Here is a 17811-nt window from a genome sequence, read left to right on the forward strand (position 1 = left end):
CGAGTCTGAGAGGAAATCCCCCGCGTGGCGAGCAAGGTCACCTCGGCCGTGATGCGTCAAGGACTCCGTGTCCTTGGGGTGGCCATCCGCACCGAAAAGGCGGTTTTCACACTGGCGGTCACCGCCAGCGCCCTGTACGGAGGCATGACCGTCGCCTCCGCCTGGGCCCTCGGCTGGGCGACGCAGAACGTGGTGCTGACCTCGTTCACCGCAGGCGACGTCACGACGGGCGCGCTGTGGACCGGCGTGCTGCTCATCTTCGGCACCGCGCTGCTCAAGGCCATCGGCGTGGCCGGGCGGCGGATCCTGGCCGGAGTCATGCAGTACCGCATGCAGGCCAGGTCGCGCCGCGACGTGACCAAGCAATACCTGCGGCTGCCCCTGTCCTGGCACCACCGCCACCCCACCGGCCAGCTCCTGTCGAACGCCAGCGCCGACGCCGAGGCCGCCTGGGCGCCGCTCGCGCCGCTGCCGATGGCGGTCGGCGTGATCGTCATGCTGGTCACGGCGGCGATCGCGATGCTCTTCACCGACCTGGTGCTGGCCCTGGTCGGCTTCCTCATCTTCCCGGCCATCGCCGTGCTCAACCTGGTCTACCAACGCCGGCTCAGCCCGCTGGCCACCCGCGCCCAGCAGCTGCGCGCCGAGGTCAGCGAGATCGCGCACGAGAGCTTCGACGGCGCCCTCGTCGTCAAGACCCTCGGCCGCGAGGAGCTGGAGACCGACCGGTTCCGGCGGCGCGCCCACGAGCTGCGCGACGCCAACATCGCCGTCGGCCGGGTGCGCGGCCTGTTCGACCCCATGCTGGAGGCCCTGCCCACGCTGGGCGTGCTCGCGGTCCTGGCCGTCGGCGCGGGCCGCCTGTCGGCGGGCGCGATCGACGCCGGCGGGCTGGTGCAGGTGGCCTACCTGTTCACCCTGCTGGCCTTCCCCATCAGGGCGCTGGGCTGGGTGCTGGCCGAGCTGCCGCGCAGCGTGGTCGGCTGGGAGCGGGTGCAGGCCGTCCTGGACGCGACCGGCTCCATGGAGTACGGCTCCGCCGCCGCCACCTCGACCGCCCCGGCGGAGCTGCGCATCCGCGACGTCTCCTACGCCTACGGCGAGGCCGAGGTCCTGCACGACGTCACCTTCGAGGTGCCCGCCGGCCGCACGGTCGCCCTCGTCGGCCCCACCGGCTCGGGCAAGTCCACGCTCGTCCAGCTCCTGGCCCGCCTGGTCGACCCCGACTCGGGACAGGTCCTGCTCGACGACGTCGATCTGCGGGAGCTGCCCTACGGCGGCGTCGCGGAGTCGGTCGCGCTGGTGCCCCAGCAGACGTTCCTGTTCGACGACACCGTACGCGGCAACATCGCGCTCGGCGGCGGTGACAGCGACGCCGGCATCGGCGACGAGGACGTGTGGGCCGCGCTGCGCCTGGCCCAGGCCGACGGGTTCGTCGCCCGCATGCCCTCCGGGCTCGACACCCGCGTCGGCGAGCGCGGCGCCACCCTGTCCGGCGGCCAGCGCCAGCGCCTGGCCCTGGCCAGGGCCGTCGTGCGCCGCCCCCGCCTGCTCGTCCTCGACGACGCCACCTCCAGCGTGGACCCCCAGGTCGAGGCCAGGATCCTGCACGGCCTGCGCGACGCCGCCCAGGCCTCGACCGTCGTGGTCGTCGCCTACCGGATGGCCACCATCGCGCTGGCCGACGAGGTCGTCTACCTCGACCGGGGCCGCGTCGTGGACCGCGGCACGCACGAGGAGCTGCTCGCGCGCTGCCCCGGCTACCGCAACCTGGTGACGGCCTACGAGCGCGAGGAGGCCGAGCGCGCGGCCATCGACATTCCCCCGATCGAGGAAGAAGAGATCAGCGCATGACGGTCCAGAGCATCCGGCGCGATTCGGAACGTTCCGCGCTGGCCACGGTCCGCCACGGACTCTCCCTGACCCCCGAGTTCCGCAAGGGCCTGGCCGGCACGCTGGCGCTGGCCGTCATCGCCACCATCGGCAAGATCATCGTGCCGGTCGCGGTGCAGCAGACGATCGACACCGGCCTCAAGGGCGGCACCCCCGACGTCCCGTACATCACCCGCGCGGTCGTGATCTGCGCCGCCGCGGTCGTGCTCACCGCCCTGGCCGCGTACGTCATGAACGTGCGCCTCTACAAGGCCACCGAGTCCTCCCTGGCCACCCTGCGGGTGCGGGGCTTCCGGCACGTCCACGACCTGTCCGTGCTCACCCAGAACACCGAGCGCCGCGGCGCCCTGGTCTCCCGTGTCACCAACGACATCGACCAGATCAGCACCTTCATGCAGTGGGGCGGGCTGATGATCATCGTGGCGTTCGGCCAGCTGTTCGTGGCCACCGTGCTGATGTTCGTCTACTCCTGGCAGCTCACGCTGCTGGTCTGGGCCTGCTTCGTCCCGCTCATGATCGCCCTGCCGCGCTTCCAGCGGCTGCTGTCGCGGGCGTACACGGTCGTGCGCGAGCGCACCGGCGACATGCTGGCCGCCGTCAGCGAGTCCGTCGTCGGCGCCGCCGTCATCAGGGCCTACGCCTCGGAGCGGCGCACCGCCGAGCGCATCGACCAGGCCGTGGACGCCAACAAGAAGGCCCAGACCAGGGCGCAGACCATCGTCGGCTTCGTCTTCCCGCTGACCGAGATCGTGGCCGCGCTCGCCATCGCCGGCATCGTCCTGCTCGGGGTGCGGCTGGGCATGTCGGGCGACATCACCCAGGGCGAGCTGGTGGCGTTCCTGTTCCTCGTGACGCTGTTCGTCTCGCCGCTGCAGACCGCCACCGAGGTGCTGAACGAGGCGCAGAACGCCGTCGCCGGCTGGCGCCGCATCCTCGGCGTCCTCGACACCCCGCCCGACGTCGCCGACCCCGGCGAGCAGGGCGTGCAGCTGCCCCGGGGGCCCATCGAGGTCGCGTTCGAGAACGTGCACTTCTCCTACCCCGGCGGCGTGCCCGTGCTGAGCGAGGTCACGATCGAGATCCCGCCGCGCTCCCGCGTCGCGATCGTGGGGGAGACCGGCTCGGGCAAGACCACGTTCGCCAAACTCCTGACCAGGCTCATGGACCCCGGCTCAGGCCGTGTCACGGTGGACGGCCACGACCTGCGCGACGTGCGCTTCTCCTCCCTGCGCGAACGGATCGTCATGGTCCCGCAGGACGGCTTCCTGTTCGACGGGACCCTGGAGGACAACATCCGCTTCGGCAAGCCGGCGGCCACCGCCGAGGAGATCGAGCTGGCGCTGACCGAGCTCGGCCTGGCCGACTGGCTGGAGGGCCTGCCCGCCGGCCTGGCCACGCCGGTCGGGCAGCGCGGCGAGTCGCTGTCTGCGGGCGAGCGCCAGCTCGTCGCCCTGGCCCGCGCCTACCTCGCCGACCCCGACCTGCTGCTGCTGGACGAGGCCACCTCCGCGGTGGACCCGGCCACCGAGGTACGCCTGGCGCGCGCCCTGGAAGGCGTCACCAGGGGCCGCACGGCCGTCTCGATCGCGCACCGCCTGTCCACGGCGGAGAACGCGGACGAGGTGCTGGTCTTCGACTCCGGCCGCCTGGTGCAGCGGGGGCCGCACGCGAAGCTGGTGGACGAGCCCGGCGTGTACGCCGACCTGCACGCCTCCTGGATCTCCGCCGCCCGCTCCTGACGCTCCCGCCCGCACGGACGCCTTATCTGTGCACGGACGTGCGGGCTCAGGAACGCGTCGAGGCTCAGGCGCGCATGGCGGCGAAGGTGACGCTCGTGCCCGCTGGACCCGACACGATCGTGATGTGCTCGCACAACATGCTGGTGAGCCACAGCCCCCGCCCGCAGGAGTCGAACCCCGCGGGCGGGCGCATGTCGCCCATCCACCCCGCCGGCAGCCCCGGGCCCTCGTCGGTGATCTCGCACCACAGCCGCTCGCCCCGCGTCCACAGCCGCAGCCGCCCGTGCCCGCCGCCGTGCACGACCGCGTTCGTGACGATCTCGTTGACCGCCAGCACGAAGTCCTCCAAACCCCTGCCGGTCAGCCCCGCGCGGCCGGCGTGCTCGGCGACGGCCCTGCGCAGGAACGTGATCCGTCCCCGGGCGAAGCTCGTGCAGAACACCTGTCTACACATCGCCCACCCGGCGCACGGCGATGACCTCGTCGGCCCTGATCAGCCTGAGCACCCGGGCCACGGACGCCCCGCACACCACGGAGGTGCTCCCGAACGGCCTGGCCAGAGCCGTGACGGTGAGCAGCTGGGCCGAGCCGGCGTCGATGAAGTCGAGCCCGGTGGCGTCGACCACGACCTCGCCCGGCTCGTGCTCCAGCCGCGCCAGCAGCGAGGCGAACGCCGGCCGGTTGGTCAGGTCGATGTCCCCCCACACCCGCAGCCCCGGCGGCGAGCAGGTGTTGGCGAAGCGCAGCAGCGCCTGCTCGGGGGAGATCGGATGCACCGAGGCGGCCCGGTCGAGGGCGTCGCGGGGGAACAGCCGGCGGTCGTACTGGCACACGGCGGCCAGCCACCGCTCCCCGAACAGCTCGTTGGTCGCCGCCTCGAACGCCGCCTGCCTGCGGGCGTCGCCCACGCCCCAGGAGGCGTCGATCAGCGCGTACACGCCGTGCTGTCCGTGCTCGCGGGCCCGGTCGTGGGCGCCGGTCAGCTTCGCCTGCACCCGCTGGAGATCGAGCGAACCGCCGGTGAAGTAGGTGTCGGCGCAGGCCAGGATCTCGATCCGGCCGGCGTGCTCGGCGTCGGCGAACCCCGGCACCAGCGGCGCCAGCCACGCGCGCGTCCGCTCGGGGCTGTCGGCGTGCGTGATGAGCACCACCCTGGTGCGGCGGCGCAGGCCGTTCATCGTGAACGCCTGCGCGGCCGTCATCCGCTCCCGCTCGCCCTCGAACGGCAGGCAGACGTGATCACCCAGATCGGGATCGAGGACGGAGCCCGCGACGTGCACCACGATCGTGTCCTCCCCTAGCACGCGTCGGCTCCGAAATTACTCCGGTCCACGCCATCACGTAGCGCGTTCTCAGTAAAACCCACTGTGACGCGCCCCAGACCGGTGTACCTTTTCGGCGGGGCCACCCGTGGGAGGGGACATGAGGAGCATGGGCGTGGATGTGCTGGAGATGTCACGACACCAACACGGGGAGCTGGTGGTGGTCAGCCTGGCGGGGGAGCTCGACGTCGACAACGTCTCCCGGGTGCGCCAGTGCCTCGACGAGGCCGTCCGCGCGCACGGCCCCCGGCTGGTGGTCGACCTGAGCGCGCTGACGTTCATCGACACCACGGGGCTCGGCGTGCTGGTGCGGCAGCTGGCCGCGCTGCGCGACCGCGACGGCACCATGGCGCTGGTCGTCCCCGACGGGCTGGTGCTGCGGCGGCTGCGGCGCACCAACCTGGCGCCGCTCTTCCCCATCTACGACACGCTCTCCCAGGCCCTGGCCTGATACCGGGGGAGGCGGGTGCGGCACAGCGGTGACGGGGGCACGAGGCGGGGCTGGTTGAATGGCAGCATGTCGCTCGACCCCAAGATCGCCGCCCGGCTCAAGCGCAACCCCGACGGCCTGATCCCCGCCATCGCCCAGCAGTACGACACCGGTGAGGTGCTCATGCTGGCCTGGATGAACGACGAGGCCCTGCACCGCACGCTCACCACCGGCCGGGCCACCTACTGGTCGCGCAGCCGCGCGGAGTTCTGGGTCAAGGGCGACACCTCCGGCCACGTCCAGCATGTTAAGTCCGTGGCGCTCGACTGCGACGGCGACACCCTGCTCGTCAAGGTCGACCAGGAGGGCGCGGCCTGCCACACGGGCGAGCGCACCTGCTTCGACGCCGACCGGCTCGACGTCGTGCTGAGTTAGGCGGACGGCATGCGGGCTGACAAATCAGACGGGGCCGACAGAGCTGACGGCGCCGGCCGGGCTGACGGCGCCGGCAGGGTCGGCGAAGCTGACGAGGTCGGAGGCGTTGGCGGAGCTGACAGGCTCGGCGGAGCCGGCGAGGCCGGCGGGGCCGGCCGGGCGGCGCTCCGGCGCGGGGAGCTGTGGGGCTGGGTCGTCGCGACCGCGCTCGGCTGCCTCCTGGTGCTCGTCGCCGCCGGGCAGACCTGGGCGCGGGTGCTCGGGAACGGCGACACGGCCGCGCCCACCGGCGGCGACCTCAGCCCGGTGCTGACACCCGCGGCGCTGGCCGGGCTGGCCGGCGTGGTGGCCGTGCTGGCCGCCAAGGGGCTCGGCCGCCGCGTCGTCGGCGTGCTGCTCGCCCTCTGCGGCGTGGCCGCCGCGGCCGGGACGTGGACGGCGCTCGACGACGCCGGCGTCACCGGCTGGCTGCGCGAGCGCAACGTGCTGCACGGCGTCACCGACCTGCCCTGGGAGCCGGTGGCCTGGTGGCCCGTCGTGTCCGGCGCGGGGGCCGTACTGATGATCGCCGGAGGAGCGGTCGCGGTCGTGCGCGCGGGCGCGTGGAGCGGCATGTCGGCCCGCTACGACCGGGAGCGGCGCCCGCCGGCCGGCGGCGAGGCGCAGGTCGCCGACGACAGGGCGCTCTGGGACGCGCTCGACCGCGGCGACGACCCGACCGATTCCCGCTGAGCACCGGCCCTGGCGAATCCCGCATTGTTCTGATTCCTTGGCCGCCCGGCGAACATTTCCTCAATAGGCTGCCGTTGCAACTCGCCACGGACATTTGAGGAGCCGGCTCATGAGCTACGGGGATCAGGGTGAAAACGGCGGCTACGGGGCCCAGCCGCCGGGGGGAGGCTATGGCCAGCAGCCACCCGGCTACGGCCAGCCTCAGGGCGGCAACGGAGGGTACGGCCAGCAGTCGCCGTCGGGGGGCGGCTACGGGCAGCAGCCCTACAGTGGCGAGGGGGCCTACGGGCAGCAGCCCCAGAGCGGCGGTTACGGCCAGCAGCAGCCCGGCCATGGAGGTTACGGCCAGCAGCCGGCCAGCCATCCGCAGGAGCTCGGCTACGGGCAACTGCCGCCCAGCGGCGGTTACGGCCAGCAGCCCCCCAGCTACGGCGGTCACGGTCAGCAGGGCTACGGGCAGCCGGGCTATTACGGGCCGCCCCGCTCGTCCAACGGCATGGCGGTGGCCTCGCTGGTCCTGGGCATCATCGGCCTGGTCGCCTGCGGTCTCACCAGCATCCCCGGCGTGATCCTCGGCCACGTGGCGCTCAACCGGATCAAGCGCACGGGCGAGGAGGGCTCCGGCATGGCCGTGGGCGGTCTGGTCACTTCGTACATCACGGTTGCCATCTGGGTGTTGTGCTGGCTCATCTTCGGCGGCATGCTGCTGTCTCTGATGGGCCTGAGCGCTGCCGCCACGTCGTCCTCGTACGACTACTGAAACCGGCGGTGACCTGCGGCGCGCGTAGCCGGACCGTGACGACCCGCTTGCGGTCCGATTACGAATTGTCCGCAAGATGGACGTTAGTCCTCGTAGTAGATGGTTTCTCGCTAGGCTGCCGCGCGCAACTCAGACTCGAAGATGACGACATGAGGGGTCATTAGCATGAGTTACGGTAACCAGGGCGACGGCGGATACGGCGCTCAGCCGCCCGGCGGCGGTTACGGTCAGCAGCCTCCGAGTGGCGGTGGCTACGGCCAGCAGCCGCCCAGCGGTGGCGGCTACGGCCAGCAGCCCCCGAGTGGCGGTGGCTACGGCCAGCAGCCCCCCAGCGGTGGCGGCTACGGCGGTGGTTATGGGCAGCAGCCCCCGAGCGGCGGCGGCTACGGCCAGCAGCCTCCCGGTGGCTACGGCGGCGGTTACGGTGGCGGCCCCGGCGGCAACCCGCCGGACAACCACCTCGTCCCCGCCATCCTCACCACCCTGTTCTGCTGCCTCCCGCTCGGCGTCGTGTCGATCGTCAAGTCGTCGCAGGTGAACCAGAAGTGGCAGATCGGCGACTTCGCGGGCGCCCAGCAGGCCTCCGAGGAGGCCAAGACGTGGTGGAAGCGCAGCCTGATCATCGGCGCCGTCGGCTACGGTCTGCTGATCATCGCGTACGTGCTGTTCTTCGTGATCTTCGCCGCCAGCATGTCCTCGTACTCGTCGTACTAGGCCGCGGAAGACGACGGGCACGTACCGGAAGGCGGATACTGGAGACATGAGTTTCGCAACAACCGAGCGGCGCGGCACGAGACGCCTCAAGGCCCTGCTTCCGCCGCTCGGTGTTGCGGCCGCCGCCGGCCTGGCGTTCGCCGTGGTCGGCGCAGTGGACCCCAACGAGCCGGGTCACTACCCGACCTGCCCGTTCCTGATGATCACCGGCCTCTACTGCCCCGGTTGCGGCACGCTGCGCACCATGCACGCCCTGGCGCACCTCGACCCGGTCGCCGCGCTCGGGCTCAACCCGCTCGCCCTGGCGATGATCCCGTTCCTGCTGTTCTGGTGGGGGCGCTGGGTCCTGCGGTCGTGGCAGGGCCGGCCGCGGCGCACGACGCTGGCGCATCCGGCGTGGCTGTGGGTGTTCATCGGAGTGGTCATGGTCTACTGGGTCGTCCGTAATCTGCCCTTCGGGGCGTTCCTCGCTCCCTGACCGGGTGCCGGTGGCGAGGTGACCCCATGCGGGCCGATACCATCGCAGGATAAAGGCGAGAGAGCGGACGCGACGCGAACTCTCCGCCACCCCCAGCAGCCGACCGGAGGGACCTCAAGCGCGTGAGTGAGCGGACGGAAGGGCCGAGTGTCCTCGACGACATCCTCGACGGGGTGCGCGCCGACCTCGCCGCACGTCAGCGGGACGTCTCCATGGACGAGCTCAAGCAGCGGGCCGAGCGGGCGCAGCCGCCCAGAGACGCCATGGCCGCGCTCGGAGGCGACAGGATCTCGGTGATCGCCGAGGTCAAGCGCTCCAGCCCGTCGAAGGGCGCGCTCGCCGCGATCGCCGACCCGGCGGCGCTGGCGGCCGACTACGAAGCGGGCGGCGCCCACGTCATCAGCGTGCTGACCGAGCGGCGCAAGTTCGGGGGCAGTCTCGAAGACCTGGCCGCGGTCCGCGCCCGCGTCGACATCCCGATCCTGCGCAAGGACTTCATCCTCACCTCCTACCAGCTCTGGGAGGCCCGCGCCCACGGCGCCGACCTGGCCCTGCTCATGGTCGTCTGCCTGGAGCAGGAGGCGCTGGTGTCGCTGATCGAGCGGGCCGAGTCGATCGGGCTCACCCCGCTGGTCGAGGTGCACACCGACGAGGAACTCGACCGGGCGGTCGCCGCCGGCGCCCGGGTCATCGGCATCAACGCGCGCAATCTGAAGACACTCGAGGTCGACCGCGACGTCTTCACGAAACTGGCGCCGAAGATCCCCGATAATGTGATCAAGATCGCCGAGTCGGGGGTGCGCGGGCCGCACGACCTGCTCGCCTACGCCCGTGGCGGCGCCGACGCCGTGCTGGTGGGGGAGAGCCTGGTCACCGGAAAGGACCCGCGCAAGGCAGTGGAGGCGCTGGTCACCGCCGGCGCCCACCCGTCGACGCGCCCCGACCACTCAGCAGAGGGATAGCAGTGGCAAACGAAGGCACCATCCTGACCGCCGCCGACCTGGCCGGCAACGGCGCGCGCGGCGACGACCCCGACGTGCACGGCAAGTTCGGCATCTTCGGGGGCCGCTACGTGCCCGAGGCGCTCATCCCGGCGCTCGACGAGGTGGCCGCCGTCTACGAGAAGGCCAAGAACGACGCGGAGTTCCTGCGCGAGTTCGACCACCTGCTGCGCACCTACGCCGGCCGGCCCACCACGCTGACCGACGTGCCGCGCTTCAGCGAGCGGGCTGGCGGCGCCAGGATCGTGCTCAAGCGCGAGGACCTCACCCACACCGGCGCCCACAAGATCAACAACGTGCTGGGCCAGGCCCTGCTGACCAAGCGGCTCGGCAAGAAGCGGGTGATCGCCGAGACCGGCGCCGGCCAGCACGGCGTGGCCACCGCCACCGCCGCGGCCCTGCTCGGGCTGGAGTGCGTCATCTACATGGGCGCGGTCGACTGCGAGCGCCAGGCGCTCAACGTGGCCAGGATGAAGCTGCTCGGCGCCACCGTGGTGCCGGTGACCAACGGCTCCCAGACGCTGAAGGACGCCATCAACGAGGCCTTCCGCGACTGGGTGACCAACGTCGACACCACCCACTACCTGTTCGGCACCGTCGCGGGGCCGCACCCGTTCCCCGAGATCGTGCGCGACTTCGCCCGCATCATCGGCGTCGAGGCCCGCCGCCAGATGCTGGAGCTGACCGGCAAGCTGCCCGACGCGGTGTGCGCGGCGGTCGGCGGCGGCAGCAACGCCATCGGCGTCTTCCACGCCTTCATCGGCGACCAGGACGTCGCGCTGCACGGCTACGAGGCCGCCGGCCACGGCCTGGAGAGCGGCGAGCACGCGCTCACCCTCACCGCCGGCTCGGTCGGCGTGCTGCACGGCTCGCGCACCTACGTCCTGCAGGACGACGAGGGCCAGACGATCGAGTCCCACTCCATCTCCGCCGGGCTCGACTACCCGGGCGTCGGCCCGGAGCACGCCTGGCTGAAGGACTCCGGCCGCGCCACCTACCACGGCGTCACCGACGACGAGGCGATGGCCGCGTTCTCGCTGCTGGCCAGGACCGAGGGCATCATCCCCGCCATCGAGTCCTCCCACGCGCTGGCCGGCGCGCTGGAGCTGGGCCGCGAGCTCGGCCCCGCGGCGACCATCCTGGTCAACCTGTCCGGGCGCGGCGACAAGGACATGGGCACGGCGATGAAGTACTTCAACCTCTGACACCTGAGACTCCGTGACCCCGCCGCGAACGGGCGCCCCGGCTCCCGGCGTCGGCGGCTCGGGGTGACACGGCGCCGGATGCCGGCGGACCCGGCCTCCGGTGCCGGCGGCTCGGGGCGATCCGGCTCCGGGCGCCGGTGGCGGCCCGGAACGATCCGCTGACGACCCACGCCGGGCCGGGCCGGGTTGCCGCCCGCGACACATCGGCGTCCGACCGGCGCGGGGGATTCTGGGGCGGGCGGGGGGCAGGGCATCATGGTGAGACTCGACCTTCGAAACGGATAGACATGACGACTCTTCAGACGGTTTTCGCCAAGGCGAAGGCGGACAACCGGGCCGCGCTCGTCGGCTACCTGCCCGCGGGCTTCCCCTCCAAGGACGGCGCCATCGCCGCCGCCGCGGCCCTGGTGGAAGCCGGCTGCGACGTCATCGAGATCGGCCTGCCCTACTCCGATCCGCTCATGGACGGGCCGACGATCCAGGACGCCGTGCACAGGTCGCTGACCAACGGCACCCGCATCGCCGACGTGATGCGCACGGTGGAGGGCGTCGCCGCGACCGGCGCCGCCACGCTCGTCATGACGTACTGGAACCCGATCGACAAGTACGGCGCCGACCGGTTCGCGCGCGACCTGGCCAACGCGGGCGGCGTCGGCACCATCACGCCCGACCTGACGCCCGAGGAGTCCGAGCCGTGGCGCGCCGCCTCCGCTGCGGCGGGCATCGACACGGTCTTCCTGGTCGCGCCCAGCTCCACCGAGCAGCGCATCAAGGCCGTCGTCGACTGCTGCACCGGCTTCGTGTACGCGGCCTCGCTCATGGGCGTCACGGGCGCCAGGGAGAGCGTCAACGTCGCCGCCGAAGGCCTGGTCGAGCGGACCAAGGCCCACACCGACCTGCCCGTGTGCGTCGGGCTCGGCGTCGGCACCGGCGCGCAGGCGGCCGAGGTGGCGGCCTACGCCGACGGCGTCATCGTCGGGTCGGCGTTCATCCGCCGCATCCTCGACGCGCCCGACGAGGCGGCCGGCCTCGAGTCCGTCGCCACGCTGGCCAGGGACATGGCGCGAGGCGTACGCCGCTGACCGCGTTCTGAACGCGAGCCCGCGAGAACACGCGGGCGATACGGCGGCGGCCTGAACGCGAGCCCGCGAGAACATGCGGGCGATACGACGGTGGCCTGAACGCGAGCCGGCCAGAAGGCGCGGGCCGGTACGGGCGCGTGACGCCGCGCGAGCCTGCCGCCCGATGCGCTGAAGTGTGCCGCGCAGCCTTCGTGTCGTTTGTCGTGAAAAGCGGTGACTCTCCCAGGTCGGCCAGGGGGAACCCGCTTAGCTGATGCTTATCTCCGGCGTGGTCAGATGGAGATCCCGGTACTGTGCGCGACTTCCGCGCAGATCCAGAGGAGAACACACGTGGCCGCGTCACTAGCGTTGCCGAGAGCGACAACGGCGATACCCTGGGTGACAACCGTTGCCCGGCTCGTGCTGGGCGGGGTGCTGGTCGCGGCGGGCGCGCTCAAGATCGGCAACCCGGCCGACTCCGTCGTGGCGGTCAAGGCCTATCAGCTGCTGCCTGAGCCGGTCGCCGTCGCGGTCGGATACGCCCTGCCGATCCTGGAGATCGTGGTCGGCGTGCTGCTCATCGTCGGGCTGCTCACCAGGGTCGCCGCGGTGATCGCCGGGCTGCTCATGTTCGCGTTCGTGTTCGGGATCGCCTGGGCATGGGCCAACGGCCTGCGGATCGACTGCGGCTGCTTCGGCGGCGGCGGGCAACTGGGGGTGGGCCAGGAGCCGACCTACCTGCTCGACATCCTGCGCGACTTCGGCCTCGTCCTGCTCGGCGTCTGGACGGTGCGTTTCCCGCCGGGCCGCTTCGCGCTCGACGGTGCCCTCGGAATCGGGGGCGACACAGGTGATGACGACGAGGGGGACGACCGATGAGCAAGGGCGAACGTACCAAGACGAAGTCGCAGTCGGCGCGCGAGAAGATCAAGGCGCAGCAGGCGGAGGCGCGGGCGCGGGAGAAGCGCCGCCGGGTGGTGGCCTACACGACCGCGAGCGTGGTCGCGGTGGCCGCCGTCGGGCTCGGCGTGTGGTACGCCGCCAGCATCTCCCGTTCCGAGGAGGCCGGGGCGGCGCTCGCGCCGGTCACCGTGCAGCCCGACGGCAGCGTCGTGATGGCCAACGCGGGCGTCGCCGCGCCCGTGGTGGACATCTACGAGGACTTCCAGTGCCCGGCCTGCAAGGAGCTGGAGCGGGTCAGCGGCCCGACGTTCAAGAATCTGGCCGCGGAGGGCAAGGCCAAGGTGGTCTTCCACCCGATCACGATCTTCTCGCAGGAGCCGACCAAGTCCAACTCCGTACGGGCGGGCAGCGCGGCCAGGTGCATCGCGGACGGCAAGCAGTGGATGGCCTTCCACGACCTGCTGTACAAGAACCAGCCCCCCGAGAGCGAGGTGGGCTTCACGGCCGACCAGCTCAAGCAGTGGGGCAAGGACGCCGGCGTCACCGATCCCGGCTTCGACGCGTGCGTGACCTCGAACAAGAACGCCGACGTGCAGCTCGCGTACAGCAAGAAGGTCAGCGAGGAGCAGAAGCTCGATCACACTCCGACAGTGAAATTGAACGGTACAGAGATAGACAATCCGGTACTGTTCAGCCCGTCGCAACTTCGCGATGAGATTACGAAGGCGGCCAAGTAGCCTCGCTTCCGCTACCCTCACCTGACATGCCCCTTGCCTCGATTCCCAGCCCTTCCCAGGGGGTCTGGTATCTCGGAATCATCCCGATCCGGGCTTATGCGCTATGCATCGTGCTCGGCGTCATCGTCGCCGTCTGGCTGAGCGAGCGGCGCTGGCGCGCCCGCGGCGGCCAGCAAGGGACGATCATCGACATCGCGGTCCCCGCGGTCATCTTCGGCCTGATCGGCGGCCGGCTCTACCACGTCATCACCGACTGGCAGACCTACTTCGGCAGCCGCGCGATCAAGGAGCCCATCCAGGCGCTGTTCATCTGGGAGGGCGGCCTCGGCATCTGGGGCGCCGTCGCCCTCGGCGCCCTCGGCGTCTGGCTGTCCGTGCGCAAGCGCGGCATCTCCATGGGCGCCGTCGCCGACACGGTCGCGCCGGGCATCGCCTTCGCGCAGGCCATCGGCCGCTGGGGCAACTGGTTCAACCAGGAGCTCTACGGCTCGCCGACCACGTTGCCGTGGGGGCTGGAGATCGACATCGAGCACGGCGGCGAGCCCGGCGTGCTCTATCACCCGACCTTCCTGTACGAGTCGCTGTGGGACGTCGCGCTCGGCTTCGCGCTCATCTTCGTGGGCCGCAGCCTGGCGCTGCGCCACGGGCGGCTGTTCGCCCTCTACGTCGCCGGTTACACGCTCGGCCGCTTCTGGATCGAAGGGCTGCGCATCGACCCGGTCGGCGGCGTCGACCACGCGGTGGAGTTCCTCGGGCTGCGGATCAACCAGTGGACCTCGATCGTGCTGTTCGTGCTCGCCCTGGTCTACTTCTTCGCCACCCGCAACAAGACGGGCGTGGAGATCGTGTCGCCGCCGTCGGCGGACGACCCGGACGCGCAGGCGGAAGCGGACCCGGAACACGCGGCGGGCCAGGCCGATCCCGGCACGGGCGAGTCCTCCACGACCGACGCCCCTCCAGGCGACTCCACGGCCGGCGAGACGCCGGACCCGGAGACGGCCGCGAAGCCGTCGGCGACGACCTCCGGAGAATCTCCGGCGGCCTCCGCGCAGGACTCCGCGGCCTCCGACCAGCCGGAGACCGGGAAGCAGCAGCCGGGCACGGCCGACGCCGGCGAGTCAGCGGACGCGGCGCGTACGGAAGACTCCCAGAGCAGCACCGCGGATGCCGCCGACGACACCCCGGCAGACCCCGGACCCACCACGACCGGCTCCACCGGCGCCGCTTCCACCGAAACGGCTTCCGCACCAGCCGCTGAGGCCGACACGGGCACCAAGGCAGCGGACGACGATTCGGGAGAGCCCTCCGAGCCAGGAGAGCCCTCCGGCACAACAACCTCTCCCGAGCCGCTCGCCGAGCCTGAACCCGTGACGAAGGAGAAGAACTCGCGATGAGCGGTCGCGCGGAGGCCCACCACCGACATCGCGACGTCACCGGAGGCTGGCTACGGCCGTCGGTGTTCGGCGCGATGGACGGCCTGGTGTCGAACTTCGCGCTCATCGCAGGCGTCGCGGCCGGCACCGCCAACACCCGCATCATCGCCCTCGGCGGAGCCGCCGGCCTGGCCGCCGGGGCGCTGTCCATGGCGGGCGGCGAATACGTCTCGGTGGCCAGCCAGCGCGAGCTGGCCCAGGCCGAGATCGCCGTCGAGCGGCGCGAGCTGGCCAGCCATCCCGATGACGAACGGGAGGAGCTGGCGCAGACGTTCGTGGACAGGGGTGTGGCGCCCGACCTGGCCGCCGAGGTGGCCAGGCAGATCTCCCTCCACCCTGACCAGGCGTTGGAGGTGCACGCGCGCAACGAGCTCGGGGTCGCGCCAGGCGATCTGCCGTCGCCGGTGGTGGCGGCGGTGTCGTCGTTCCTGTCGTTCGGGGTGGGGGCGTTGCTGCCGCTGCTGCCGTACCTGCTGGGGGCGCACGACCTGCTCTGGTCGACCGGAGTGTCCGGCGTGGCGCTGTTCGCGGCCGGGGCGATCGTCTCGGTGGTGACGGCGCGCAGCTGGTGGTATTCCGGGCTACGCCAGCTGCTGGTCGGAGCGCTGGCGGCGGCGGTCACGTTCACCGTCGGAAACCTCGTCGGGGCGGCGGGGCTGTGATGGCCCGCAAAAGATCACCCTCCAAGGGCGGCCGCACGGGCGGCAACGACGGAACCGGCCGCACCAGAGGCACCCGCTCGACCCCGCCCACAGACAGCACAGGCTGGCCCGCCACCGACTCTCAGGGCACACCCCCGGACACGGGGTGGCACGGCGCGGGCCCGGAGGGCGGCCGCCGTGGCGCCGCTGCCGGTCCGGACGGCGGCCACCACGACCCGGGCACCGAAGGCCCTCGGCCCGGCCCTGGGACGGACGGCGGCGGCTGGCCCGCCCCCGGCACTGACGGCGGTGGCTGGCAGGCCGCTGGGACGGATGGCGGTGGTCGTCGGCCTGCCGGTATGGACAGTGGTAGTTGGCAGGCCCGTGGGAGCGATGGCGGAGGTCGGCGCGCTGCTGGGACGGATGGTAGCGGTCGTCGGCCTGCCGGTATGGACAGCGGTAGTTGGCAGGCTGCCGGGACCGACGGCGGTGGCCGGCGGGCTGCTGGGACGGATGGCGGTGGTCGCCGGGCTGCCGGTATGGACAGTGGTAGTTGGCAGGCCCGTGGGAGCGATGGCGGAGGTCGGCGCGCTGCCGGGACGGATGGTAGCGGTCGTCGGCCTGCCGCTGCGGACAGTGGCAGTTGGCAGGCCGCTGGTGCGGCTGGGACCGATGGTGGTGGCTGGCCGGCGGCGGGTGATGGCCGGTCGGGAGCGGGTGCAGGTGGTCGGAGCCGCCGTTCGGACGGTGGCGGCTTCGGTCGGGGTCGTGGCCGGTCCGGCGCGCATACCGACGGCGGCGGCTGGCCGGCAGGCGGCGCCGAGGGCATGGGCGCGGACGGCGGCCGACATGGTGCCGCTCCAGAGAGCCGGCGTCGCGGCGTCGGCGCTGACGGCGCTCGGCCCGGTACCAGCGCCGACGGCGGTCGGTCCCACGCGGGCGCGGACGGCGGCCGGCACGGTGCCGGTGCCGACAGCGGCCGGTCCTACGCGGGTGCGGACGGGGGCCGGCACGGTGTCGGTCCCGAGGCTGGGCGGCGCGGGCCGGGGTCCGACGGCGGTAGACCGGCTGCCGGGACGGATGGCAGAGGCTGGCCGGATGCCGGTTCCGGCGGTGGTGGCGGCTGGCACGCCGCTGGGACCGGCGGTGGTGCTCAGCAGGCTGCCGGTACCGATGGCGGAGGCTGGCACGCCACCGGGACCGATGGCGGCGGTAGTAGGCAGGCTGCTGGGACCGACGGCGGTGGCTGGCCCGCCGCCGGGACCGATGGTGGTGGTAGGCAGGCCGCTGGGCTTGGCGGTGGTCGGCGCGCTGCCGGGACGGATGGTCGCGGTCGGCGGGCTGCTGGATCGGACAGTGGCAGTTGGCAAGGCGCTGGGACGGCCGGGACCGCTGGGACGGATGGTCGCGGTCGGCGGGCTGCTGGATCGGACAGTGGCAGTTGGCAAGCCGCTGGGACGGCCGGGACCGCCGGGACGGATGGTCACGGTCGGCGGACTGCTGGTCCGGACAGTGGCAGTTGGCAAGCCGCTGGGACGGCCGGGATGGCCGGGACAGCCGGAACGGATGGTGGTGGTTGGCCGGCGGCTGGTGACGGCCGGTCGGGAGCGGGCGCAGGTGGTCGGAGCCGCCGTTCGGACGGTGGCGGCTTCGGTCGAGGGCATGGCCGGTCCGGCGCGCACACTGACGGCGGTGGCTGGCCGGCAGGCGGTGCCGAGGGTATGGGCGCGGAGGGTGGCCAACCCCTGACAGGCACCGACGGCCGCGGTTGGCACGCCACCGGCGGCGGCCCGCAGGCGGCCGAACCGGACGACCGGCGTTCGGAAGGCGGCCGCGGCGGTCGCAGAGCCGGCCGCTTCCATGGCAGCCGATCCGAGGAGCCGGTGAACGGCAACTGGCAGGCGTCCAGCACAGGCGACGGCCTGCTCTCGAACGACGGCTGGTCCACCGACGCACCCGGCGCCGGACTGCTGGCAGGCGACCGGTCAGCAACCGACAGCCGAGCCGCGAACCCGGACGGCGGTCGACCGGCGGATGACGCCTGGTCAGCGGATGCGTCCGGCGGTGGGCCGGAGGGTGCGACCGGCGGCCGGCGGTGGGGCCGTGGTCGTGGCAGAGGTGTGGGTGCGGACGGTGGCCGTTCGGCGAATGATGCGCGGTCAGCGGATGGGACCGGTGGCCGGCGATCGGCTCGTGGCCGGGGCGCGAACCCGGACGGCGGCCGGTCGGCCGACGATGGGTGGTCGGCGGGTGTGGCCGGAGGACAGCGGCCGGGCGATGGCAGGTCGGCGGGTGCTGACAGTGGCGCCATGTTCATGGCCGGAACG

At 72.3% G+C, this 17811-nt stretch carries 18 protein-coding genes; 16 read left to right on the top strand and 2 right to left on the bottom strand.

Features of this window, described 5'->3' with window-relative positions:
- Positions 1–51 precede the first annotated feature (51 nt).
- Both B0I32_RS27510 and B0I32_RS27515 read left to right on the top strand, forming a co-directional pair.
- Positions 52–1854, top strand: coding sequence for an ABC transporter ATP-binding protein (locus B0I32_RS27510; RefSeq protein WP_181307867.1), 1803 nt, complete (start codon positions 52–54; stop codon positions 1852–1854).
- Complete coding sequence (locus tag B0I32_RS27515) at positions 1851–3632, top strand: ABC transporter ATP-binding protein (protein WP_106244665.1); 1782 nt, start codon at positions 1851–1853, stop codon at positions 3630–3632. The genes B0I32_RS27510 and B0I32_RS27515 overlap by 4 nt, the downstream gene beginning before the upstream one ends.
- Before the next feature lie 64 nt (positions 3633–3696).
- Here B0I32_RS27515 and B0I32_RS27520 read toward each other — a convergent pair whose 3' ends face one another.
- Both B0I32_RS27520 and B0I32_RS27525 read right to left on the bottom strand, forming a co-directional pair.
- Positions 3697–4086, bottom strand: a complete 390-nt coding sequence (locus tag B0I32_RS27520) for an ATP-binding protein (RefSeq protein WP_106244666.1) — start codon at positions 4084–4086, stop codon at positions 3697–3699.
- On the bottom strand, positions 4079–4936 hold the full coding sequence (locus tag B0I32_RS27525) for an MEDS domain-containing protein (RefSeq protein WP_146178336.1): 858 nt from the start codon (positions 4934–4936) through the stop codon (positions 4079–4081). The genes B0I32_RS27520 and B0I32_RS27525 overlap by 8 nt, the downstream gene beginning before the upstream one ends.
- Before the next feature lie 118 nt (positions 4937–5054).
- Here B0I32_RS27525 and B0I32_RS27530 point away from each other — a divergent pair, with 118 nt between their 5' ends.
- The 14 genes from B0I32_RS27530 to B0I32_RS61040 all read left to right on the top strand — a co-directional run bounded on the left by B0I32_RS27530 (position 5055) and on the right by B0I32_RS61040 (position 17233).
- Complete coding sequence (locus B0I32_RS27530) at positions 5055–5405, top strand: STAS domain-containing protein (RefSeq protein ID WP_106244669.1); 351 nt, start codon at positions 5055–5057, stop codon at positions 5403–5405.
- A 66-nt stretch (positions 5406–5471) separates the two neighbouring features.
- Positions 5472–5819, top strand: coding sequence for a phosphoribosyl-AMP cyclohydrolase (gene hisI, locus B0I32_RS27535; protein WP_106244671.1), 348 nt, complete (start codon positions 5472–5474; stop codon positions 5817–5819).
- Positions 5820–5828: 9 nt separating this feature from the next.
- A complete protein-coding gene (locus B0I32_RS27540) occupies positions 5829–6551 on the top strand; it encodes a Trp biosynthesis-associated membrane protein (RefSeq protein ID WP_106244673.1) in 723 nt (240 codons plus the stop codon).
- A gap of 109 nt (positions 6552–6660) precedes the next feature.
- Positions 6661–7311, top strand: coding sequence for a DUF4190 domain-containing protein (locus B0I32_RS27545; protein ID WP_106244674.1), 651 nt, complete (start codon positions 6661–6663; stop codon positions 7309–7311).
- A 165-nt stretch (positions 7312–7476) separates the two neighbouring features.
- Positions 7477–8025 (top strand): CD225/dispanin family protein, encoded by a 549-nt coding sequence (locus B0I32_RS27550; RefSeq protein WP_106244676.1) that lies wholly within the window; start codon positions 7477–7479, stop codon positions 8023–8025.
- Between the two features lie 46 nt (positions 8026–8071).
- Positions 8072–8503, top strand: coding sequence for a DUF2752 domain-containing protein (locus B0I32_RS27555; protein ID WP_106244677.1), 432 nt, complete (start codon positions 8072–8074; stop codon positions 8501–8503).
- A gap of 122 nt (positions 8504–8625) precedes the next feature.
- On the top strand, positions 8626–9465 hold the full coding sequence (gene trpC, locus B0I32_RS27560; protein ID WP_106244679.1) for an indole-3-glycerol phosphate synthase TrpC: 840 nt from the start codon (positions 8626–8628) through the stop codon (positions 9463–9465).
- A gap of 20 nt (positions 9466–9485) precedes the next feature.
- Complete coding sequence (gene trpB, locus B0I32_RS27565) at positions 9486–10709, top strand: tryptophan synthase subunit beta (protein ID WP_407674914.1); 1224 nt, start codon at positions 9486–9488, stop codon at positions 10707–10709.
- A gap of 287 nt (positions 10710–10996) precedes the next feature.
- Positions 10997–11791: a tryptophan synthase subunit alpha gene (trpA, locus tag B0I32_RS27570; RefSeq protein WP_181307842.1), complete on the top strand. Its 795-nt coding sequence runs from the start codon at positions 10997–10999 to the stop codon at positions 11789–11791.
- A 378-nt stretch (positions 11792–12169) separates the two neighbouring features.
- Positions 12170–12649 carry a DoxX family protein gene (locus B0I32_RS27575; protein ID WP_245956063.1) on the top strand — a complete coding sequence of 160 codons (480 nt, stop codon included), beginning with the start codon at positions 12170–12172 and terminating at the stop codon, positions 12647–12649.
- Positions 12646–13410, top strand: a complete 765-nt coding sequence (locus B0I32_RS27580; protein ID WP_106244682.1) for a DsbA family protein — start codon at positions 12646–12648, stop codon at positions 13408–13410. Before B0I32_RS27575 ends, B0I32_RS27580 begins: the two co-directional genes overlap by 4 nt.
- Positions 13411–13520: 110 nt before the next feature.
- Positions 13521–14804 (top strand): prolipoprotein diacylglyceryl transferase, encoded by a 1284-nt coding sequence (lgt, locus tag B0I32_RS61450; protein WP_425438116.1) that lies wholly within the window; start codon positions 13521–13523, stop codon positions 14802–14804.
- Positions 14801–15505 (top strand): VIT1/CCC1 transporter family protein, encoded by a 705-nt coding sequence (locus B0I32_RS27590; protein WP_106244686.1) that lies wholly within the window; start codon positions 14801–14803, stop codon positions 15503–15505. Before lgt ends, B0I32_RS27590 begins: the two co-directional genes overlap by 4 nt.
- 312 nt (positions 15506–15817) lie before the next feature.
- Positions 15818–17233: a hypothetical protein gene (locus B0I32_RS61040; protein WP_146178337.1), complete on the top strand. Its 1416-nt coding sequence runs from the start codon at positions 15818–15820 to the stop codon at positions 17231–17233.
- The last annotated feature ends 578 nt before the right edge of the window (positions 17234–17811 follow it).

Source organism: Nonomuraea fuscirosea, assembly GCF_003001935.1.
Taxonomy (GTDB): Bacteria; Actinomycetota; Actinomycetes; order Streptosporangiales; family Streptosporangiaceae; genus Nonomuraea; species Nonomuraea fuscirosea.